This is a genomic window from Erwinia sp. MYb375, assembly GCF_037479175.1.
GTDB lineage: Bacteria > Pseudomonadota > Gammaproteobacteria > Enterobacterales > Enterobacteriaceae > Erwinia > Erwinia rhapontici.
The window spans coordinates 1,691,793-1,713,591 of sequence record NZ_JBBGZS010000023.1; the positions used below are offsets into that span (position 1 = coordinate 1,691,793).

Genomic DNA, 21,799 nt, shown 5'->3' on the forward strand with positions numbered 1-21,799 from the left:
TCATTCGTCTGGCGTAAGTTCGCGCTAAAACGGCGTATTCCCGGTCTTTTCGCCGGTTAGTGAACGCTCACCCGTAATGCAGCCGCCGTGGCAAAAGGTGCCAGCGTGGCACTCCCTGCCAGCAGGGCACCCAGAATGGCCAGATAGCCGTCAATCGGCAGCCCCTGGCCCGCAGCATCGATGGCCGCACTGGCAAAAATCAGTACCGGCACCGCCAGCGGCAACACCAGTAAACTCAGTAATACGCCCCCACGACGCAGCCCCACCGTCAGCCCGACGCCAATCGCACCGAGGAAACTGAGCGTCGGCGTGCCCAGCAGCAGAGTCAGAGCCACCGCCCGCCAGCTGGCAAAATCCAGCGACAGCAACAAGGCGACCAGCGGTGACAGCAGCAACAGCGGCAGCCCGGTAACGATCCAGTGTGCGGCCACTTTGCCCAGCACCGTCAACGGCAGCGGCGTGGGCAATAGCAGAAGCTGCTCCAGCGAACCATCAAGAAAATCATCACGGAACAGCCGCTCCAGTGCCAGCAGCGAGGAGAGCAGCGCCGCGACCCAGACAATGCCAGATGCAATGCGCGCCAGCAGCTGCGGCTCCGGCCCGATGCCTAAGGGAAACAGCGTGACAACAATCAGAAAGAACCACAGCGGGTTGATAATTTCTGACCCGCTACGAAAAGCGATGCGCAGTTCACGCTGCAATACGCGCCAGAACATCAGACCATCCCATCCGTCAGCCGAATGCGGCTGAGATGACGCACGGTCGCAGGCAGCTCCTGGTGCGTGGTGAGGATCACCGCCCCGCCCCGATCGGCATGAAGCACCAGCCTGGCTATCAGCTGGTCCACACCCGATTTATCAATGGCGGTCAGGGGTTCATCCAGTATCCACAGCGGTGCCGCTGACAGCCACAGACGTGCCAGCGCCACGCGCCGCTGCTGCCCGGCGGAGAGCTGGGCCACCGCAACATCTTCATAGCCGGTAAGGTCGACCTGCTCCAGCGCCTGCCAGAGTTCCTCCGGCGAACGCTCCGCGTGCCAGAAGCTGAGATTTTCAAATGGGGTTAAGACCGCTTTGATCCCCGGCAGATGGCCGAGGTAAAGCAGGCTGGCGTGATAGTTTTCACGCGCCTGCTGAATGCTGCGCTGCTGCCAGAGCACGTCGCCCTGCTCTGCCCGGCTGAGCCCGGCCAGAATACGCAGCAACGAGGTTTTTCCTGCACCATTTTCCCCTTCCACCTGCACAATATCGCCGGCCTTCACGGTAAAACTGAGATCGCTAAACAGCGTCCGCTCATCGCGAACACATGTCAGATTTTGGGCTGCCAGCATGGGAGGAGAATCGCACATTGTTAAATTTGATGCAGGATAGTACCACAAACTGTGTGTCTGCCTACGCTGACCAGGCGCCATAAGGCACGTCTTCCCCCCCTGAAAAACCGGACTATGGCGCTTTTTTGCACGGTTTCACGCCTGGGTTAAAGCTTTGTTACTCTTCTTATTAATGCAGGTTACATTTCTTCGCGTCGGATAATACCCGCTACGCTTAAGAGGGAACGCAATTCACTGGGGGAAAGATGAAAAACACACAAAACGATAATGATAATCAGGTTGAGAGTGAAGAAAGTGAACAGGGCAAAGAGATTGAGGTGGATGAAGAAGCCCTGCCCTCGCAGGCTGCCGCCGTACACGAGCAGATCCGCCAGGAGGGGGAGAAAGAGCTGGAACGTGATGCCCTCGCCCTGCTGTTTTCTGCTATAGCGGCCGGGCTGTCGATGGGTGCCTCACTGATGGCAAAAGGCATCTTCCACGTCAATCTGCAGGATGTTCCCGGCGGGTTTCTGCTGGAGAACCTCGGCTACACCTTCGGCTTTATTATCGTGATTATGGCGCGGCAGCAGCTGTTTACCGAGAACACCGTCACTGCAGTGCTGCCCGTAATGCATAAACCGAACGGCGGGAATTTTCTGTTGCTGATGCGTCTGTGGGGGTTGGTGCTGGGCGGTAACCTGATTGGTACTGCACTGGCCGCGCTGGCCTTTAACCACCTGCCCATTTTCGACGACGCTGTACGCGAGGCGTTTGTCAGCATCAGCCAGAAAGTGATGGAGAACAGCCCGATGGAGATGTTTGCCAACGCGGTGGTTTCCGGCTGGATCATTGCCACCATGGTATGGATGTTCCCGTCTGCGGGCGCCGCTAAGATTTGGGTGATCATCCTGATGACGTGGCTGGTGGCATTGGGTGACCTGGCGCATATCGTGGTGGGATCGGTGGAGATCTTCTATCTGGTGTTCAGCGGCGACCTGCCGTGGCAGCAGTTTATCTGGCCGTTTGCGCTGCCAACCCTTGCCGGCAACATCATTGGCGGCACCTTTATCTTTGCCCTGATCAGCCATGCGCAGATCCGTAACGACATGAGCAACAAAGCCAAAGCGAAAGCCGCAGCGGAGGCGAAGCGCAAAGAGAAGAAAGAGGCAGAAAATCAGCCGGATTGATGCTAAAACGCGCAGTCAGGCGGGTAAGTGGTTAATCTGTGGCGCGAAACAGGCTATACTGCGCGCCGCTGTCCCCTTAGTTAAATGGATATAACGAGCCCCTCCTAAGGGCTAGTTGCAGGTTCGATTCCTGCAGGGGACACCATTTTCCTGTCCTGTCGCCCTCACTGATACGTGGCTATTCGAACAAATCCTTTGCCTGGGGCAGTGCATCTCACACAGGATAAAGCCCGCGTGTGCGGGCTTCCGTTACCTCCCGTTAACCACCAAATACCAGCGTCGTAGACTTCGCCCCGGCATTAGCAGCCGCAAACATTTTCGCGTCCGCCGCTGATTTTGCGCTGTAAGCGTAGTTTGATGCCGCTGTCCACTGACTCTTCGGCGACTTCTGGTTGGTAATGGCAGGCACGCTGCCCGTATCAGTAAAGGTGCCGTTGCCTTTATCATCCAGCATGCCTTTATTCGCACTGCCCTCACCGAAGTAGTTATTTTCAGAAATAATTTTTGCGTTCTGAGCCAGCGTAAAGCCAAGCTGGAACTTGTTGATATAGTTACTGTAAACATGGAAGTAGCCATAACGCATCAGTCCCGGTGCCCGGACCTCCATATTATCGAAGTAGCTGTGGCAAATGGTCAGATGCGGGTAACCGTTATACGTTGCATCATTATCATCTGCCGGGTGCCCCAGAATCAGCCCGTATTTATGGTTGCCGAAATAGCAGTTACTGATGGTCGCGTAGTCAGCTTTCTCACCGATATACAGCAATTTATCCAGGCTGCCGTCACCATCTGACCAGGTGTGGCCGACGAATGAGCAGTGATCGATCCAGTATTTACTGCCGTAGTTCAGGTAAAGCTGGATATCATCATTGGCTTTAATATTCACCGAATGCTGGAAAATCAGGTTCTGGAAAATAATGTTCTGTGAGGTGGTCGTCGCACGGAAATGGATATTGTTTAAGGTACGGTTCTGGAATGAACCCACAATGGTTTTATTCGACCCAAGATTCACTTTCGTCAGACTTGAGGCGGTGATATTACTGTTAATCACCAGTACCCGCGCCGTACTGTCGCCCACATACTGATTAAGCTGTGCCAGTGTATTAATTTCCACCACCGATCCATTCCAGCCGCCCGTAACATTGGCTGCTTTGGCAAAACCGACCAGACCATTCAGTTTACTTGTTGGATATGTCATAAAAGCCCCTGTTTGCATGATGTTATTTTGAGATAAATGTGCGTATGACATCCTGTCGATTGAGCCATTTGCGAGAGGATAAGCACTCACGTCCATTGGCTTACGGGGCTATTTATACGCATCGTAAAAACCATGAACCAGCCAGTTCATGTCGCTGGTCGACAGGCAAACAAAAGCAGGCATTAAGATGCCATCATCAATATAAATATCCCTATTCATTATCACACCCCATCCACATTGGACTTTTTGCTAAACGGAAATGTGTTAATAAATGGGCTTTGTGACTGAACGCTGAAGGTGGGGTTTTGCAAGGTACGATGAAACGGTTTCTGTTTTCGTTTTTAGGCGCGGTGGTGGGATTTGGCGTAACCTTTGCTGTATTTCCACTACTATCCGATCTGATCATCGGCCCGGTGCTCAGTGATGATGAGATGAATCAAAACGTTGGATTGTTTCTGATTACTGCTGCGCTTTTAACGGTGTTCGGCGCGCTGGCAGGCGGGTTTTACCAGCAGCATCGGTGCAGGAAGCTCAAAGATACCTGACTGCTGGGTAGCTTTATCATTGAAGTAAGGGGCTAACCTATTTAGCCCCAAAACCCACCAGCACCGTGTTTAAGAAGAAATAACCCCCGCAATCGCCCGCACATCACTGCCGGTCGGTGCCTGATGCACCCGCAGGCCGAACTCGCCCACTACCGCAAAGACATGATCGAAAATATCGGCCTGGATGCTTTCATACTCCAGCCAGGCAACGGTATTGGTAAACGCATAGATCTCAATGGGTAAACCCTCGGCGCCCGGTGCCAGCTGGCGCACCATCTGCGTCATGTCTTTACGAATCGACGGATGCTGGCGCAGATATTCGGTCAGATAGGCACGGAACGTCCCCACGTTAGTCATCCTGCGTTGATTCAGTACGGAAGAGGCGGCAACGTCGCCCTGCCCGTTCCAGCTGTTAATCTCCTCCTGGCGCGCCGCCATATACGGCTTAAGCAGGCGGGCCTGCATCAGTTTTTCATGCTCCGCGTCTGAGAGGAAACGGATACTGGTGGTATCGATATTGATACAGCGTTTAATCCGTCGCCCACCGGAGGCTGACATGCCGCTCCAGTTTTTAAAGGCATCGGATACCAGGGCATAGGTCGGGATAGTGGTAATGGTGTTATCCCAGTTCTGCACTTTCACCGTGGTCAGCCCGATGTCGATTACCGCGCCGTCCGCGCCGTATTTCGGCATCTCCAGCCAGTCGCCCAGTTTCAGCATGGTGTTGGCAGAAAGCTGGATGCCCGCCACCAGGCCTAAGATCGGATCTTTAAACACTAACATCAGTACGGCGGCCATTGCGCCTAACCCACTGATCAGGATCGCAGGCGATTTGCCGATCAGCAGCGAGATCATCATGATGCCAATGACGATTGCGCTCACCAGCTTCACGCCCTGGAAAATCCCCTTTAGCGGGAACTGGGCCGCAAACGCAAACCTGTGTGACAGGCCAGCGATCACGTCAAGCAGTGAGAAAAATGACATCAATGCATAGATCATCACCCATAGCTGGGCACAGGTGGACAGGATCAGGGCGGCATCGCTGCCTTTTTCCAGCCACAGAACGGCCTGGAGATTGACGATCATCCCCTGCAGCATAAAGGCCAGCCGGTGGAAGAGTTTGTTCCCAGTAATGATTTGCAGCCACAGGCGGCTGCTGCCCTGCGCACGCCGTTCAAATGCCCGCAGCACAATGCGGTGCAGAATAAAATGCACGATTAATGCGGTAAGAAAAATGATGCCAACAATCACAATCAGTGAGGTGGGGTGGTCTGGTTCTATTCCATATTGCTTCAGAAATGTAGCCAACTGCTGCATAAAGCCTCCTTTGTAAAACGAGGGGCGATCATGCCCTCTGAAGATGCCAGGTTCAACCTTTAGCGGTCCGTGGTGCCGACATTTACAATGGCACAGAAAAAGGGGGTTTACGTGACAAACCGGTGCGAAAAACAGCGATACTCTGCCGATTGATTCGAGCGGATAGCGGGTAATCTAAAAGGATTGTTGTCGACCGTTGTCCCGGAGCATCCTATGCCAGATAAAGACCCCGTTGTTGAACGCCTCTCTTTAGAGGTTCTTGCCCTGAGAAATATTGTCCAGATGCTCATCGCTTACGGCAATGTCCCGACCGGCGGTAAGCTGAATAAGTACCTGGAGAAAATTGCGGAAGAAGTGGAACACCGCGATGGACGTGAAGCGAATAAAGCCATTGCGGATGTCATACGCGGTTATATTCGTTAAGCGATATCCTGCCGCCCCGGCTGATACCGGGGCGGCAGGAAGGGATTACACGACTTTAAACACCGAAATATCTTCCGCCAGCTGCGAGGCTTCTGCATGCAGGGCGTGAGTATTTTCCGCTGTCTGATGAACCAGTGCCAGATTTTGCTGAATGGTACGCTCCATCTGCGATACGGCGAGCGTCACTTCGGCAATACCTTTGCTCTGCTCATCACCGGCTACGCGGATTTCCCCCACCACTTCTTTCACTTTCAGCACATCTTTCACCAGTTCCTCTAACTGACGGCCTGCACCTTCCACCAGCTTACTTCCGGTCAGCACATTGCTGTCCGACTGACCGATCAGCGTTTTGATCTCCTGCGCAGCCGTTGCACTGCGCTGTGCCAGCGCACGGACTTCAGCAGCGACCACGGCAAAACCGCGTCCCTGCTCCCCGGCGCGGGCCGCTTCAACCGCCGCGTTCAGCGCCAGGATATTGGTCTGGAACGCAATGCCATCAATCACGCTGAGGATCTCACCCACACGGCTGGAAGAGACTTTGATGGTCTCCATCGTATCGATCAGCTGTCGCATCACATGACTGCTGCTGCGGGCAATCTGCGCCGTCTGCTCGGTGAAGGAATCGGCCAGGCGGGTATTCTCGGCATTCTGCTGCACGGTCGCATTTAACTGCTCCATCGCTGCCGCACTCTCTTCCACCGCTGCCGCCTGTTCGCTGATCTTATCGGTCAGCTCCTGGTTGCTCTGCTCCAGCCCGCTGGCGTTGTGTGCCACATGCACGCCGCTCGACTGCACGTTGGTGATCACGCCGGCAATCTTGTCGACAAACTGGTTGAACGATACGGCAATGTCGGCGATCTCATCACGGCCTGAGGTATCCAGGCGTCGGGTCAGATCGCCATCACCGTGCGCGATATCATCCAGCGCTTTGCGGGTCGACTCCAGCCGCCCTGAGATCTTACGCGAGAGAAACCACGAGGCAATCAGCAGCACGAACAATGACGGGATCAGCAGCACAAAGATATCCTGCATGATGTTGTGCGCCAGTGCGGTAACGGCGGCCTGAGGCGTGACCAGACCAATGATCCAGCCGGTATCTGCCATGCGGAACAGGGTGACCTGTGCCTCCTGGTGCAGCCATTCATCGCTGATGGCACTGAGTGTGGTGCTGCCGCTGGCCAACCCTGCCGTTTTCACCCCGGCAACCATCGGGGCAAGCCAGGGTTGCTGCTGCGCCAGATCGCTGAATTTTTTCAGCGCCTTATCTTTCATACCAGGGAAATACAGCACGTTACCGGCCTGGTCGAGGGCGAAAGCATAGCCGCCGGTACTGCTGCCGTTACGTTGCATAAAGCCGGAAAGATTATCCAGCAGCACATCAAAGGTCGCGACCCCGGCAAAAGCGCCGCCGTGGCTGTAAGGTACGCTACAGGTGACCATATTCACGTTGGAAACCGGATCCTGGTAAACTTCGGACCAGTTGCACTTGTTGGCAGACGCCGTGCGGCTTGAGGTATACCAGCTTTCATTGTGATAGCCCGCCCCGGCCGGGTCGTTGTAACCGTCCGAGTAATCCAGCCCACCGCTGGCGTTACGCGACCAGAAGAAACTGCGGCGTGCCACCCCCTCACTGAATGCGTTGGGCTCCGGCCAGATGCCGCCCCCGGCGATACTTTTATCCCCTTTGCTGTCGATGATCTGCGGCAAGACCTGTTTCACCAGCGCGTCATCATGTGGCAGCACTTCGGCCAGGCGGGCCAGGCTGACACCTTCCCCTTCAATGCGGATAAGCTGCTGGTTAAGCTGACCGACGATATTCTCACCGGTTTGCTGAATTAAGCTGTTGCTGGCATCGATCACGCGCGGCTGACCGCGCAGTGAAATCGCCAGGTAGACGATGACGCAGGTAAGCAACAACATAAACACGCCACCTAACGTCAATTTCCCTGATAAACGAACGGGAACCCACGACATAATGATTTCCTCGGAAAATAAAATTGAAAATCGACAATCAGAGATAAGCCAAAGGAAGAGTGATTTTTATTGTTATGCGGGTAGGTTCTATCGACATACCATCAATGACTATCATCGGCCGCGCGCTGATAAAACTTTAATTCCACTTAATAACTTGATATATATCAAGTTCTAAGCCTGCCGTTTATTCCGCGCCCATGCCCGATATCCGCCATTCATGTCGCCCTGAAGGCATTTCATTCCCTGTTCATGGCAGTTCATGCCTTTTTTCCCCCGCTCCCACAGGGGTGAATTTATCATTGTGCTAATTCAAGATTCTTAGCATTCCCATCGGGAGATATCCATGAACACACCTACTGCAGGCAGCAGCGTTAACCGCACCCGCTGGTTAACCCTGATCGGTACCATCATTACCCAGTTTGCACTGGGATCGGTCTATACCTGGAGTCTGTTTAACGGGCAGCTCTCCCTGAAACTGGATACCACAATCAGTCAGGTGGCTTTCTCGTTCGGTTTGCTGAGTCTTGGTCTGGCACTGGCTTCATCCGTTGCCGGAAAATTACAGGAACGTTTTGGCGTTCGTCACGTCACCATCGCCGCCGGGCTGCTGATGGCGGTCGGTTTGATGCTGACCTCGCAAGCCGATAACCTGTTTATGCTCTATCTCAGCGCGGGCCTGCTGGTCGGCCTGGCCGATGGTGCAGGTTATCTGATGACGTTATCAAACTGCGTGAAATGGTTCCCGGAACGCAAAGGGGTGATTTCAGCCTGTGCCATTGGCGCCTACGGCCTGGGCAGCCTTGGCTTCAAGTTTATCTGTAGCTATCTGTTGAGCGTCTACAGCCTGGAAACCACCTTTATGATTTGGGGCGGGCTGGCGATGAGTATGATCATCATTGGCGCACTGTTGATGAAAGATGCGCCTGCACAGCAGCCATCCGGCAGCAAATCCGCAGAGAAACGCGATTATTCGCTGGCGGAATCCATGCGTCTGCCGCAGTACTGGATGCTGGCACTGATGTTCCTGACCGCCTGCATGAGCGGCCTGTATGTGATTGGCGTGGCGAAGGATATCGGCGAAAGCATGGTACACCTGAGCGCGCAGACCGCCGCCAATGCCGTCACCATCATTGCCATTGCCAACCTGAGCGGTCGTCTGGTACTGGGTGTCCTGTCCGATAAGGTGGCACGTATCCGGGTTATTACCCTGGCACAGGTGGTGTCACTGGTCGGCATGAGCATCCTGCTGTTCAGCCACATGAATGAAAACAGCTTCTTTATTGCCATTGCCTGCGTCGCCTTCAGCTTCGGCGGCACTATCACGGTTTATCCGTCACTGGTCAGCGATTTCTTCGGCCTGAACAACCTGACCAAAAACTACGGCGTGATTTACCTGGGCTTCGGGATTGGTAGCGTGATGGGATCGCTGATTGCCTCACTGTTTGGTGGCTTTACGGTGACCTTCAGCCTGATTATGGCGCTGCTGGTGATTTCACTGCTGATGTCCGCCACCATCCGGATGCCGCATAAACAGGCAGAAGCGAAGAAAGAACTGCAACACGCCTGATAACACCCGTCAGTCAATTAACGCCCGCTATCGATAACGACAGCGGGCGTTTTCATTAATTTCTCACTATACCCAAAATAATTCGAGCTGCAGGAAGGCGGCAAGTGAGTGACAAATTGGCCGACGGCCATTTTGAACAGCGTTTACGCTGGCCCACAGGGTGAGCTTCAGAAATGAAGCTCATAATCCCGATGAGCTTACTCGAGTAAGTGATTCGGGTGAGCAAACGTAGCCAACGCACATGCAGCTTGAAGTATGACGGGTATATTCAGACGATTCCCACCAATAAACTGCCTTTTTCATCCTTATCTTATTTCATTAAAACCTTCTCATTCATTCGAGAGATATAATGAATTATTTTGAAATAACTTCCTGAATAAATCTACACTCACCGCATTATTCCTCCACTTTTCTTTCGTAAAGTTGTAGTCATTGAAAAGAGCAGGAGAACAACATGAAGACAGCAATGAAAACAATAATGAAAGCAACCTCTGTGGTGTCTCTGATTGTTATACTGAGCGGCTGTATTATTGCCCCTCCCCATCACGGCGGTGGCGGCGGCGGATATCACGGTGGCGGTGGGGGTTATCATGGCGGCTATCATCATGGTGGTGGCCCACGACACAGCAGATAGGAATTTTTAGAAGGGTGGGCAAAGCCTGCACACAGCAATAAGCCGTAAGTCGGTAAATAAAATAAATGGTAAATAAGTACATTGGGCGGGAATTTTCCCGCCCTTATTTTTTAGCTTTTAATACTGTAGTTACATTGATACCAGGCTTTCACCAGGCCAGGTAAATGACTTTCCTGTGGTCGTAACGCTTCAACTTTATCAAAGCCGCGTTCACTACAATAACGCTCAACGTCTTTTTCCATCGCGGTTTTATCCACGCGGATGGGGTTAAAACGGTATTGAACGGTATTCACCGCCGGATCTTCATCCACCTTTTCATAGGCACCGGGTTTGCCGGAAGTACAACCTGCCAGCAACAGTAGCGCTAGTGCGCCGATTATTTTTGATTTCATCATGGCTCCCTTCTTCCAGTGCCGCATCATGAGCTGCCCCGCCCCCCGGCGCGATCAGACGCCGGCGCATTTGCATAATTTTACTTAAGTTATGCAATGTTTTACCGATTGAATCGATTCAGGGAGATGAATAGCGTCAGAGCGATTTCAGTGCGACTATGCACCCAGACATCGCAAGATGTCTGCGCAACACCAGGAAATTTTTTGCTATAATTAGAATGACTTATGCCCGCGGCGAGCGGGCTTTTTTTGGATTTAATTACCTGTTCCGCTAATAATTATACGCAGAACGTTAGCCGAATCCTTACCAGTAAGTGCCAGAACCGACTGATAAAGGTCAATGGTCATGTCGCAGAGCTTCGCTTCATTCACCCCGGCTTCCGCAGGCGTGTTTAAGGTTTGCAGATCGCTTCCCCAACGCGCATACAACTGACGCACCACCGCCTGCAACTGCACTCTTCCCTGTTTGAGATCAATGGGTTGCTCAACGCCATTGCTGTGCTTAAGCAGCACATCCATCGCCTGTAGCTCCCGCTCCGTCAGGGTTTTCGGGACCAGTTCACTGACATTCACCCCGCCTTTCACCTGGGGAAACAGGAAGCGAAAGCACTGCTCCGGGCCGCGCTGGCGGATCTGTCTCATTTGCTCCAGGGAAACCTGCATATAGCTAATCAGATCCTGGTCACGCGCCGCGTTGATGCGCTGATTCAACAGATCGGCCACCAGCGGGCGCAGATGCTCAACCGCCTGTTGCAGTGGTATCCCGGCTTCCAGCTGAGCGATCAGTTCATCATGCGCCTGCTGATATAGCAGGGGTTGCTGGGTTTTAACCGTACGCCAGACCGGAAGCTGTGCCAGATGGGCAGCGGCGGCATCAATTTCCGCCTGCTTTTCCCGTGCCGGGCTGACCCAGCCATAGTAATAAAGATTACCCACCAGCAGCGGAACCGAAAACAGCAGGATCGCCACGGCAGAGGCCATCTTTTTACGTTTGAAAAGAGCACCAATAACGACCAGCCAGACCAGAGCGGAGAACAGCGAGGCAAGAATAGCGTGAGAAATCAAAACAGAACCCTGAAGTTTATCAGGCCGGATTACCGGCCCGTGAGAAATGTTAGTCGACGCGCACGTCAAGTAATACCGGGCAACTGGCACGTTCAATCACCGCAGCACTGCATGAGCCTTTCAGCAAACGGTTAAAGGAGGAGAGATGACGGCGCCCCATGATGATCATCGCTGCGTTCAGGCTGTTTGCCTGGGCCACAATGGTTTCTGCCGATTCCCCGGCGGCGACGCGCCCACGCGCGGCCACGCCCGCACGATGCAGCTCGGCTAACGCCTGGCGCACCACGCCTTCTGCGGTATTTTGCTCATCCAGCGCCAGACCAAAGTCGCCGGGGTCTTCGCCCGCCTCAATATCAAACGGACCGGATGCCGCATAGCTGGCATCCACACAGCACAGCACCACCACCTCAGCCTGCAAGGCCAGTGCCTGTTCGGTCGCAAGCTGAATCACTTTGCGGGCAATCACCGAATTATCAACAGCGACCAAAAGCGTTTTCATACCCTTCTCCTGTCAGTCTCGTAATGCAACTTTTCCAATTTCATCGATCAGCGCCTCTTTGCATTTGAGGATCGCCTCACGATTACGCGCTTCATGCCGCTGGAAACGGGCGCCAGGGATCAGCAGACTGATGGAAAAGCGTCCCAGAATCGTGTCGATTGCCACGGCCATCGTGGAAATCCCTTCCAGCGTTTCGCCCCGGTCATACGCCAGACCGGTACGGCGGATTTCGGTTAAATGTGCCAGCAATGCGGGAAAGTCGCGCACGGTCAGCTCGGTGATGGCCTGATAAGCCTCACCCACCAATTCTCTGGCGGCGTCATCGCTCTCCAGCGCCAGCAGCGCACGGCCACCGGAAGTGCTGTAGAGCGGCAGGTTCATGCCAATGCGTGGCACCACCCGCAGTTCCCGGTCAGCCACCACATAATGCACAATTGCCAGTTGCAGACCGCTGGCGCGCGCCAGCGACACGGTTTCTCCGGTGGTGTCGCATAATGCCTGAAGCCACGGCTGAGCAATAGCCACCACATCGGTATGCACGTTGGCGATCAGCCGCAGCAGAGCCGGGCCAAGCCGTACGCCACCGGCCGCGCCGTGGCTGCGCACCAGTTGCACTGAATCCAGCGCGTTAACAATGCGCTGCACGGTGGAACGCGGCAAATCGACCGCCAGAGCGATTTCACCGAGGCTCATTCCATTCGGTTTTGCGCCCAACGCATCAAGAATTTTCGCGGCGCGCGTGATCACCTGAATGCCGCCGATACGTTCGTCATCACGGCAGGTTGCGGACTCAAACATAGGGATTCTCTTTCCTTGTCATCGGCAAATACTGTAGCACTATTTGGCTTAGTGGACACGCTGTATCACATTGCAATACAGCGCATCACCATGTAATATCTCGCCGAATGTATCACGATGCAATACACTGCATCGATAATAATAATTCTCGTCCGGGATACCTGCTATGAATGGCCAGCCAGCGGCAATGCCACCGTCTCCGCACCCTTTTACTCTTCGCCTGGCGCTGGGCCTGGTGGGTGTACTGATCGCGGCACTTAGCTCCGGTCTTAACGATCGCGTGACCGACCTGGCGTTGGCCGATATTCGCACTGCGCTGGGGATCGATTTTGATACCGGCAGCTGGATCACCTCCGCTTACCAGGCCGCAGAAGTGGCCGCCATGATGATCGCCCCCTGGTTTGCGGTCACCTTCTCACTGCGCCGTTTTACGCTGTCAGTCACCCTCGGATTCTGCCTGATTGCGGCAGTCCAACCGCTAGTGACCGATGCCTCAGGCTTTATCGCTCTCAGGGTGATTCAGGGGATTTTTGGGGGGGCGCTGCCCCCCATGCTGATGACGGTTGCCCTGCGCTTTCTGCCCCCCGGCATCAAGCTTTACGGACTGGCCGCTTATGCCATGACGGCAACGTTTGGCCCGAATATGGCGGCGTCACTTGCCGCTTTCTGGACCGATTCCGTCTGCTGGCAGTTTACCTTCTGGCAGGTGATCCCGCCGTGTCTGATCGCCACACTGCTGATTAGCCGCGGCCTGCCGCAGGACCCACTGCGCCTCGAACGTTTCCGCCAGATTGACGCACTGGGGATGCTGACTGGCTGTAGCGGTATCGCGCTGCTGGTGCTGGCACTGACGCAGGGCGAACGGCTGGACTGGTTCCAGTCACCGCTCATCAGCGGCATGTTACTGAGCGCCGCCGCACTGCTGGTCGTGTTCTTCATTAATGAATGGTTCCATCCGCTGCCGCTGTTCCGGCTGCAAATGCTACAACGTAAGAATCTGACGCATGGACTGTTGGTCCTCGCGGGCGTGCTGATGGTTGCGCTGTCGGGGTCGGCCCTGCCCTCGGCGTATTTTGGTCAGATAGAAGGGTTCCGCACCGCGCAGTTTGCTCCGCTGGCGCTGACCATTGGGCTGCCACAGCTGGTGATTGCCCCCCTGATCGCGACCTTACTGAATCTGCGCTGGATTGACTGCCGCTGGATGCTGACAGCAGGTGCCGGGCTGATGATCCTCTCCTGTGTGCTGGGAATGCAGATCACCTCGGAGTGGGCGCGACAGAATTTCTGGTTAATTCAGGTACTCCAGGCGTTTGGTCAGCCAATGATGATCCTGCCCGTGCTGATGAGCGCCACCAGCGTGGTGCTGCCACCGGAGGGCCCCTTTGCTTCCGCCATGTTTAATACCGTCCGGGGTTTTTCCAGCGTCGCCGCTGGCGTGCTGGTGGAAAATTTCCTGACGCATCGGGAAAAGTTTCACTCCCATACGCTGGTCGATCAGTTGGGCAACCGCCCGTGGCTGATGACCGCCACCAGTAGCGATACGGCCAGCAGCATGATGCCGCTGCTGCCGGATGGATCGGCCAGCTCGGTTGAGAATCTCAGCCATTTCAGCACGCTGGTGAAACACCAGGCTGTGATCCTCAGCCTCAGCGACAGCTATCTGATGATTATTGGCTTCGCACTGCTGCTGATCCTTCTGACCGCCTGGCTACCAAAACGCGTCTGGCCGCCACAAACACTGTTAACTTCAGCTCCGCAAACATCGAGATCATAACAATGAGTTTCACACCTGCTAAACGCACCTCTTTGCTGGTACTGCTGCTGCTGGTACTTTTGACCGTCGCCTTTTTCATCTGGTCAGCGATCAATCGCCATCATCTGCGGACCGATGATGCCGTGATCGCCGCTGACTACACGCTGGTGGCCCCCAAAGTGTCCGGCTATATCCGCACGGTCAATGTGACCGACAACCAGCAGGTGCAAGCGGGTGATGTGCTGGCCACCATTGATGACCGCGACTATCGTGTGGCGCTGGAAACCGCCAACGCCAATCTTCAGGTCAGCGAAGCGAAACGCAGCAGCATTGAAGCCCAGCTGGAACAACAGAAAGCGACCATCGCTCAGACCGAAGCAGCCGTTAGCGCGAGCCAGGCCACGCTGAGCTACGCCGGACAAAATGCCGACCGCTATCGCCGCCTGCTGAAAAGCGGCACGGCGACCGCCGATGAGCAACAGAAATCCAGTTCAACCATGTTAAGTGCGGCAGCGCAGGTTAAGCAGAGTCAGGCTGCCGTACTGGCCGCACGCAAAGAAGTCGCCGTCTTGCAGGCGAGCGTGAAGCAGGCAGATGCGGACATTGCGGCGATGCAGGCCAGCGTCGATCAGGCGCAGCTCAACCTTTCCTATACGCAGATTACCGCACCGATTTCAGGCAGCGTTGGCCAGCGGGCCGTGCGTCAGGGTGCGTGGGTCGCGGCGGGAACACGTCTGCTGGCAGTCGTCCCCCTGCAGCAAAGCTATGTGGTGGCCAACTTTCTTGAAACCCAGCTGGCCCATGTGACCCAGGGGCAAGCGGTTTCAGTGACGGTGGATGCCCTGCCGGGCGTGACGCTGCGCGGCCATGTTGACAGCATTGCCCCTGCCACAGGTTCAACCTTTGCGGCGATTACCGCGGATAACGCGACCGGAAACTACACCAAAGTCGTACAGCGCCTGCCGGTAAAAATCGTGCTGGAACCGGGTCAGTCAGATCTGCCACGACTGCGCGTGGGCATGTCCGTCGTTCCGGAATTAGAAATGCATTAATGTGAGAAAGGTCTCAGAACAATCACCTTTATTTTGCAAGGGAATGCGGGTAAATTAGCGTCCAATCCTGCCTGTTTGAGGCGTTTAGAGGAATTGTTTGTGAAATATGCTTTGATGGGAATCTCTTTTATCCTGTTAATCTGGGTTGGCACTTTCTATCTGATGCTGTAGGGATAAAAGTGAAGGGGTCAGGACAACCTGACCCTTACTGTTTTCAGACGTCGTCTTCGCCGCTTTTTGTGGCACTCGCTAAAATACCCTCAGCCCGAAACATGGCTTTAATGCCTCTGACTGCCTGACGAATACGGTCGCTGTTTTCAATCAGGGCAAAGCGCACGTGCGTATCACCGTAATCCCCAAAGCCGATACCCGGCGACACACACACCTTCGCTTCCTGTAACAGCAGTTTGGCAAACTCAAGCGATCCCAGGTGCGCATAGTGATCGGGGATTTTCGCCCAGACGTACATCGATGCTTTCGGGTTATCCACCATCCAGCCCGCCTCATGCAGACCTTTCACCAGCACGTCACGGCGGCGTTTATACTGCTCGGCAATATCGCGTACGCACTGCTGATCGCCTTCCAGCGCCGCAATCGCCGCCACCTGCAACGGGGTGAAGGTGCCGTAATCATGGTAGCTTTTGATACGCGCCAGCGCAGACACCAGCTCTTTGTTACCCACCATAAAGCCGATACGCCAGCCCGCCATATTGTAACTTTTGGACAGCGTAAAGAACTCCACCGCCACATCACGTGCGCCCGGAACTTCCATGATAGACGGGGCTTTCCAGCCGTCGTAGACAATATCGGCGTAGGCGAGATCGTGGATCACCAGCACGTTGTACTGTTTGGCCAGCGCAATCACCCGCTCAAAGAAGTCCAGCTCCACACACTGCGCGGTCGGGTTTGACGGGAAGCCGAGGACCATCATCTTCGGCTTCGGATAGCTTTCGCGAATGGCGCGTTCCAGCTCGTTAAAGAAGTCGACGCCCGCCACCAGCGGCACAGAGCGCACCTGCGCCCCGGCGATCACCGCCCCGTAGATATGGATCGGATAGCTGGGGTTCGGCACCAGCACGGTATCGCCGTGATCGAGCGTGGCCAGCATCAGATGCGCCAGCCCCTCTTTGGAGCCAATGGTGACAATCGCTTCCGATTCGGGGTCAATGTCCACCTGGTAGCGGTCGGCATACCAGCGTGAAATCGCACGACGCAGACGGGGAATACCGCGTGAGGTGGAGTAACCATGTGTATCTTCACGCTGCGCTACGGTGCAGAGTTTTTCCACGATATGCGGCGGCGTCGGGCCGTCCGGGTTACCCATACTGAAGTCGATAATATCTTCACCGCGACGGCGGGCCGCCATCTTCAGTTCGGAGGTAATGTTAAAAACATACGGGGGAAGACGTTCAATACGGGAAAAACGGCGTGGGGAATTATTGTCAGTCATAGCAACCTCTGATTCACGTAAGCGCCCGGACCATCCGAGCGACGCTGACCACTGCAGTGGTCGAGGAATCAACATATCTTACCTTTCCGTAACCTGTCGATAGGCAGAATAAAATTTTTTACTGGGCCGGGTTTATGCGCCCAAACAGCCAGTCATTCACCCATTTGCCACGTAACAGGTAATTATCCCGTAGTGTCCCTTCCAGCGTGAAGCCGTTTTTTTCCAGCACGCGGCGCGAAGCATGGTTCCCCTCCACCACCAGCGCTTTCAACTTGTGAAACTCACACTCGTCGAAGAGAAAATCACACAGCGCGCCCAGCGCTTCGCTGCCGTACCCCTGACCAAAACAGTCGTTCAACAGCGAGTAACCGACTTCCGCCTGACGATGCGGTGCCCACTCCGGGTTAGCCCCCATCAGCCCCACAGCCCGGCCATCCTCCTTACGCCGCACCACCAGACACAGCATATGAAAACTGGTGATCTGCCAGGGAGCCAGACGGTCATGAAAACGCTGGCGGATATCGGCCAGCTGCGGCACCGCGCTGATAAATTTCATGCAGGTTTCATCGCTGTGTACCGCCAGGAACAGCTGCCAGTCTTCCGGCTGTAGCCGGGTCAGGATCAGTCGCTCAGTCGTCAGTTGCATAAGCCATCTCGCTAAAAGGGGAAAAACCACAAAGAACACATCTCTTTTATCTGCCGCTTTTTCGCCGTGTAATGATCCGCAGCAGTAACGCCATGATAATGAATTTGTCACAGGAGAACGACAATGTCCCATCTCAAAATTGACAATATCCCGGATGCGATTCGCACGATAAAACACCAGCTACGCCAGCAGCTTCCCCATTACCGCGAGGTCTTTGCCGAGCTGGATGACGAGATGCGCCTCCAGATCCATGCCCTTAAGGCAGAGCAGCAGCGCGGCGAACATCCGGTGCCGGAACTTGATGCCAACGATATCCTGAACCATCGCGTCACAGAACAACAAAAAAACCGCATCCGCCAGCGCGGCTGCTGCACGGTGCGTGGCGTCTTCCCCCGCGCGCAGGCCACGGAGTGGAACACGGATATTGGCCGCTATCTTGATGACAATCAGTTTGTTGAGAAGCTGAAAAATGCGGCGGAGGATAATTACTTTGGCGATCTGAAGCAGGGAAAACCGCAGATTTATGGCGTTTACTGGTCACAGCCGCAGGTGCAGGCGCGTCAGGATGCACGGATGCAGGCGGTACAGGTGTTCCTCAATTCCCTCTGGCAGACCGAAAGCGCGGGCAAACAGCATTTTGATCCCACGCGTAGTGTCAGCTACGCCGACCGTATTCGCCGCCGTCCCCCTCATTCTGGCTCGCTGGGCCTGTCGCCACACGTTGACGGCGGTTCGCTGGAACGCTGGCTGGATGAGAATTTCCGTCACGTTTACCGCCATGTCTTTAGCGGCCACTGGCAGCAATATAATCCATTTGATGCCGAAGGGCGCACCGAGGTGCGAGAGTTCCCCTCTCCCGCCGTCTGCTCAATGTTCCGTACGTTCCAGGGCTGGACAGCGCTGACACCGCAGCGCAAACACGGCGGTACGTTGAAACTGCTGCCAATTGCCAATGCGATGGCGTGGATTTTACTGCGCGCACTACAGGATGATGTAGCAGACGATGATCTGTGCGGTGCCGCGCCAGGGCGTGCCTTATCGGTCAGTGAAAAATTCCATCCTCTTTTACTTGAAGGTTTTTCCTCTATTCCTGATATGGAACCGGGTGACACGGTGTTCTGGCACTGCGACGTGGTGCATGCGGTGGAGAATGAACATCTGGGTGAGTTTGACAGCAATGTGATGTATATCGCTGCGGCCCCTTGGTGCGAAAAGAATGCCGCCTATTTGCAACGCCAGTGGCCCGCCTTTGTCGACGGGCGTTCGCCACCGGATTTCGCTGCGGATAATTTTGAGATCGATTTTTCTGGCCGGGCGACGGAAGACGATTTGACGCCATCAGGCAGGAAACAGATGCTATCCCAGGACGGTTAACATTTATTGTGGCGTAGGGGCGAGGCACGCCTCGTCCTGGATCACCCCGGGTCAGGCATGCCTGACCCCTACGCACGGGGATTTGCGCATTGCACCACGTTGATGCCTGGCACATCCCCCCCACATTCCCTATCATAGGCGCATTATCCCCACCAGCCGAGACGCCCGTGCATTCGATGTTTGAGATGTTGCTCGCCGTGTTTGACCGCGCAGCGCTGATGTTAATCTGCCTGTTCTTCATTACCCGTACCCGCCATTTCCGCCAGCTATTGCAAAAAGATGAGCATTCGCGCCAGGAACTGATCGCCGTCACCACCATTTTTTCACTGTTTGCGCTGTTCAGTACCTGGACCGGGATCAACGTTGAAGGCTCACTGGTTAACGTTCGCACCATTGCGATTATGTCCGGCGGGATCCTGTTCGGCCCCTGGGTGGGCATTGCGACCGGGGTGATTGCCGGGACGCACCGCTTCCTGATCGACATTGATGGCGTCACTTCGGTGCCCTGCCTGATCACCAGCATTGTCGCCGGGATAGTCTCCGGCTGGATCAATCTGAAAGTGGTCAAAGAGAAGCGCTGGAGCATTGGCATTATTGGCGGGATGGCCTGCGAATCACTGACCATGCTGCTGATTGTCGCCTGGGCTTCCCCCACGGCGCTGGGGCTGGATATTGTCTCGGAAATCGCCATTCCTATGATCCTCGGTGCGGCCAGCATCGGGCTGATCGTTCTGCTGGTGCAGAGCGTGGAGGGAGAAAAAGAAGCCATTGCCGCCCGCCAGGCCAAGCTGGCGCTGGATATTGCCAATAAGACCCTGCCGCTGTTCCGCCAGGTTAACAGCCAGTCTCTTAGCCAGGTGTGCCACATTATTCGTGATGACATCAATGCCGATGCGGTGGCAATGACCAACAACACCCAGATCCTTGCCTATGTTGGCGTGGGAGAAGAAAACTACCGCGACGGTGATGATGGCATCAGCCCGACCACGGCGGCAGCGATTTCGGAAGGGAAAATTATCATCAAAAACAATGATGAAGCCCACCGCACCCCTGAAATTCATTCGATGATCGTCATTCCGCTGTGGGAAAAAGGCGAAGTCACCGGCACGCTGAAAATTTACTACCGCCATGCTCACCGCATCACCTGGTCGTTGAAGGAGATGGCGGTGGGCCTGTCGCAGATTATCTCGACCCAGCTGGAAGTCTCGCGCGCGGAACAGCTGCGTGAAATGGCCAACAAGGCTGAACTGCGGGCATTACAGAGCAAAATTAACCCGCATTTCCTGTTTAACGCCCTGAATGCGATCTCCTCTTCCATCCGCATCAATCCGGACACCGCGCGCCAGCTCATTACCAATCTGTCCCGTTATCTGCGCTATAACCTGGAATTGAACGATGACGAGATCATCGATATCAAGAAAGAGCTGTACCAGGTTAAGGACTACATTGCCATCGAGCAGGCCCGCTTCGGGGATAAGCTGACGGTCATCTACGATATCGAAGAGGACGTCAACTGCTCACTGCCCAGCCTGCTCATTCAGCCACTGGTGGAGAATGCCATCATGCACGGCATTCATCCCTTCCGCGGGAAAGGCGTGGTGACGCTGAGTATCCACGATCTGGGCGATCGCGTGCGCATCGCGGTGCGGGATACCGGTCAGGGGATCAGTGAAGATGTGATTGCCCGGGTGGAACGTAATGAGATGCCGGGGAATAAAATCGGTCTGCTGAATGTCCATCACCGGGTGAAGTTGCTGTACGGAGAAGGACTGCACATTCACCGCCTGAACCCCGGCACGGAGATTGCCTTCTATATCAGTAAAAATGGTGCAGGTTTGCCAGAAAAACCCAGTATTTCATTGGCCTGAACCCGAGGTATGACGTGAAAGCAATCATTGTGGAAGACGAGTTTCTGGCCCAACAGGAGTTGAGCTGGCTGATCCGCGAGCATAGCCAGATCACCATTGAAGCGACGTTTGATGACGGGCTGGACGTGCTGAAGTATCTGCAAACCCATCAGGTCGACGTGATTTTTCTGGATATTAATATCCCGTCACTTGATGGCATGCTGCTGGCGCAAAATATCAGTAAGTTCGCCAATAAACCGCTGATCGTGTTTATTACGGCCTACAAAGAGCATGCGGTAGAAGCCTTTGAGCTGGAGGCATTCGACTACATTCTGAAGCCCTGGTCCGAAATGCGCCTCATTACCTTACTGCGTAAGCTGGAAAATCACGTGCAGAACAGCGCCTCGCTCAGTCCGGCGGCCACGCGCCCTGCGCCGCACACCATTAATCTGGTGAAAGACGAACGCATTATCGTCACCGATATTAATGATATCTACTACGCGGAGGCCCATGAAAAGCTGACGTTTGTATATACGCGGCGCGAAGAGTATGTGATGTCAATGAACATGACGGAGTTTTGCCAGCGGCTGCCGGATGAATATTTCTTCCGTTGCCACCGATCCTACTGCGTCAATCTCAGCAAAATTCGTGAGATCGAACCCTGGTTTAACAACACCTATATTCTCAAGCTGCGCGATCTTGAGTTCCAGGTGCCGGTGAGCCGCAGTAAGGTGAAAGAGTTTCGGCAACTGATGCGGCTGTAATTATC

At 54.7% G+C, this 21,799-nt stretch carries 22 protein-coding genes and 1 tRNA gene; 12 read left to right on the plus strand and 11 right to left on the minus strand.

Annotated elements, in window-relative coordinates; genetic code table 11:
- Positions 1–56: 56 nt before the first annotated feature.
- Entirely contained in the window at positions 57–716 is a 660-nt protein-coding gene (gene ccmB / locus WH279_RS20560; protein ID WP_200642881.1) for a heme exporter protein CcmB, read from the minus strand.
- On the minus strand, positions 716–1,330 hold the full coding sequence (ccmA, locus tag WH279_RS20565) for a cytochrome c biogenesis heme-transporting ATPase CcmA (RefSeq protein ID WP_339458296.1): 615 nt from the start codon (positions 1,328–1,330) through the stop codon (positions 716–718). The genes ccmB and ccmA overlap by 1 nt, the downstream gene beginning before the upstream one ends.
- A 245-nt stretch (positions 1,331–1,575) precedes the next feature.
- On the opposite strand from ccmA, the gene WH279_RS20570 reads away from it, so the two are divergent.
- Both WH279_RS20570 and WH279_RS20575 read left to right on the plus strand, forming a co-directional pair.
- Complete coding sequence (locus WH279_RS20570; protein WP_339458298.1) at positions 1,576–2,496, plus strand: formate/nitrite transporter family protein; 921 nt, start codon at positions 1,576–1,578, stop codon at positions 2,494–2,496.
- Between the two features lie 70 nt (positions 2,497–2,566).
- Positions 2,567–2,641 (plus strand) — tRNA-Arg (locus WH279_RS20575).
- Between the two features lie 114 nt (positions 2,642–2,755).
- Here WH279_RS20575 and WH279_RS20580 read toward each other — a convergent pair.
- The gene (locus tag WH279_RS20580; RefSeq protein ID WP_339458300.1) at positions 2,756–3,694 is read right to left on the minus strand and encodes a pectate lyase family protein; all 939 of its coding nucleotides are present in this window, start codon (positions 3,692–3,694) and stop codon (positions 2,756–2,758) included.
- 305 nt (positions 3,695–3,999) lie between these two features.
- Here WH279_RS20580 and WH279_RS20585 point away from each other — a divergent pair, with 305 nt between their 5' ends.
- Entirely contained in the window at positions 4,000–4,239 is a 240-nt protein-coding gene (locus WH279_RS20585; protein ID WP_339458302.1) for a hypothetical protein, read from the plus strand.
- A gap of 69 nt (positions 4,240–4,308) precedes the next feature.
- Here WH279_RS20585 and WH279_RS20590 read toward each other — a convergent pair whose 3' ends face one another.
- Positions 4,309–5,556 carry a mechanosensitive ion channel family protein gene (locus WH279_RS20590; RefSeq protein ID WP_339458304.1) on the minus strand — a complete coding sequence of 416 codons (1,248 nt, stop codon included), beginning with the start codon at positions 5,554–5,556 and terminating at the stop codon, positions 4,309–4,311.
- A gap of 213 nt (positions 5,557–5,769) precedes the next feature.
- On the opposite strand from WH279_RS20590, the gene WH279_RS20595 reads away from it, so the two are divergent.
- Positions 5,770–5,979, plus strand: a complete 210-nt coding sequence (locus tag WH279_RS20595; RefSeq protein ID WP_133841237.1) for a hypothetical protein — start codon at positions 5,770–5,772, stop codon at positions 5,977–5,979.
- A 45-nt stretch (positions 5,980–6,024) separates the two neighbouring features.
- Here WH279_RS20595 and WH279_RS20600 read toward each other — a convergent pair whose 3' ends face one another.
- The gene (locus WH279_RS20600; RefSeq protein WP_339458306.1) at positions 6,025–7,953 is read right to left on the minus strand and encodes a methyl-accepting chemotaxis protein; all 1,929 of its coding nucleotides are present in this window, start codon (positions 7,951–7,953) and stop codon (positions 6,025–6,027) included.
- Positions 7,954–8,296: 343 nt separating this feature from the next.
- Between WH279_RS20600 and WH279_RS20605 the strand changes: the two genes are divergently transcribed.
- Both WH279_RS20605 and WH279_RS20610 read left to right on the plus strand, forming a co-directional pair.
- The gene (locus tag WH279_RS20605) at positions 8,297–9,520 is read left to right on the plus strand and encodes an L-lactate MFS transporter (protein ID WP_339458308.1); all 1,224 of its coding nucleotides are present in this window, start codon (positions 8,297–8,299) and stop codon (positions 9,518–9,520) included.
- Positions 9,521–9,998: 478 nt separating this feature from the next.
- Positions 9,999–10,154: a hypothetical protein gene (locus tag WH279_RS20610; protein ID WP_339458310.1), complete on the plus strand. Its 156-nt coding sequence runs from the start codon at positions 9,999–10,001 to the stop codon at positions 10,152–10,154.
- Positions 10,155–10,264: 110 nt separating this feature from the next.
- Here WH279_RS20610 and WH279_RS20615 read toward each other — a convergent pair whose 3' ends face one another.
- The 4 genes from WH279_RS20615 to WH279_RS20630 all read right to left on the minus strand — a co-directional run bounded on the left by WH279_RS20615 (position 10,265) and on the right by WH279_RS20630 (position 12,908).
- Positions 10,265–10,546, minus strand: a complete 282-nt coding sequence (locus WH279_RS20615) for a hypothetical protein (RefSeq protein ID WP_339458809.1) — start codon at positions 10,544–10,546, stop codon at positions 10,265–10,267.
- Between the two features lie 255 nt (positions 10,547–10,801).
- Complete coding sequence (locus tag WH279_RS20620; RefSeq protein WP_339458312.1) at positions 10,802–11,611, minus strand: hypothetical protein; 810 nt, start codon at positions 11,609–11,611, stop codon at positions 10,802–10,804.
- Between the two features lie 49 nt (positions 11,612–11,660).
- Positions 11,661–12,110, minus strand: coding sequence for a universal stress protein (locus tag WH279_RS20625; RefSeq protein ID WP_133841233.1), 450 nt, complete (start codon positions 12,108–12,110; stop codon positions 11,661–11,663).
- A 12-nt stretch (positions 12,111–12,122) separates the two neighbouring features.
- Positions 12,123–12,908 (minus strand): IclR family transcriptional regulator, encoded by a 786-nt coding sequence (locus WH279_RS20630; RefSeq protein WP_133841232.1) that lies wholly within the window; start codon positions 12,906–12,908, stop codon positions 12,123–12,125.
- 166 nt (positions 12,909–13,074) lie between these two features.
- Between WH279_RS20630 and WH279_RS20635 the strand changes: the two genes are divergently transcribed.
- From WH279_RS20635 to ypdK, 3 genes are all read left to right on the plus strand, one after another.
- Positions 13,075–14,682 carry an MFS transporter gene (locus WH279_RS20635; RefSeq protein ID WP_339458315.1) on the plus strand — a complete coding sequence of 536 codons (1,608 nt, stop codon included), beginning with the start codon at positions 13,075–13,077 and terminating at the stop codon, positions 14,680–14,682.
- Positions 14,683–14,684: 2 nt separating this feature from the next.
- Complete coding sequence (locus WH279_RS20640; protein ID WP_339458317.1) at positions 14,685–15,713, plus strand: HlyD family secretion protein; 1,029 nt, start codon at positions 14,685–14,687, stop codon at positions 15,711–15,713.
- A gap of 99 nt (positions 15,714–15,812) precedes the next feature.
- Positions 15,813–15,884, plus strand: coding sequence for a membrane protein YpdK (ypdK, locus tag WH279_RS20645; RefSeq protein ID WP_156288194.1), 72 nt, complete (start codon positions 15,813–15,815; stop codon positions 15,882–15,884).
- A gap of 43 nt (positions 15,885–15,927) precedes the next feature.
- On the opposite strand, the gene alaC is transcribed toward ypdK, so the two are convergent.
- Together alaC and WH279_RS20655 are read right to left on the minus strand one after the other, a co-directional pair.
- Positions 15,928–17,163, minus strand: coding sequence for an alanine transaminase (gene alaC, locus WH279_RS20650; RefSeq protein WP_133841229.1), 1,236 nt, complete (start codon positions 17,161–17,163; stop codon positions 15,928–15,930).
- 118 nt (positions 17,164–17,281) lie between these two features.
- Positions 17,282–17,809, minus strand: coding sequence for a GNAT family N-acetyltransferase (locus WH279_RS20655; protein WP_339458320.1), 528 nt, complete (start codon positions 17,807–17,809; stop codon positions 17,282–17,284).
- Positions 17,810–17,932: 123 nt separating this feature from the next.
- Here WH279_RS20655 and WH279_RS20660 point away from each other — a divergent pair, with 123 nt between their 5' ends.
- The 3 genes from WH279_RS20660 (at position 17,933) to WH279_RS20670 (ending at position 21,794) form a co-directional block, all read left to right on the plus strand.
- Complete coding sequence (locus WH279_RS20660; protein WP_339458322.1) at positions 17,933–19,183, plus strand: DUF1479 domain-containing protein; 1,251 nt, start codon at positions 17,933–17,935, stop codon at positions 19,181–19,183.
- 185 nt (positions 19,184–19,368) lie between these two features.
- Complete coding sequence (locus tag WH279_RS20665) at positions 19,369–21,051, plus strand: sensor histidine kinase (RefSeq protein WP_234472379.1); 1,683 nt, start codon at positions 19,369–19,371, stop codon at positions 21,049–21,051.
- Positions 21,052–21,065: 14 nt separating this feature from the next.
- A complete protein-coding gene (locus tag WH279_RS20670; protein WP_339458323.1) occupies positions 21,066–21,794 on the plus strand; it encodes a LytR/AlgR family response regulator transcription factor in 729 nt (242 codons plus the stop codon).
- Positions 21,795–21,799: the final 5 nt, after the last annotated feature.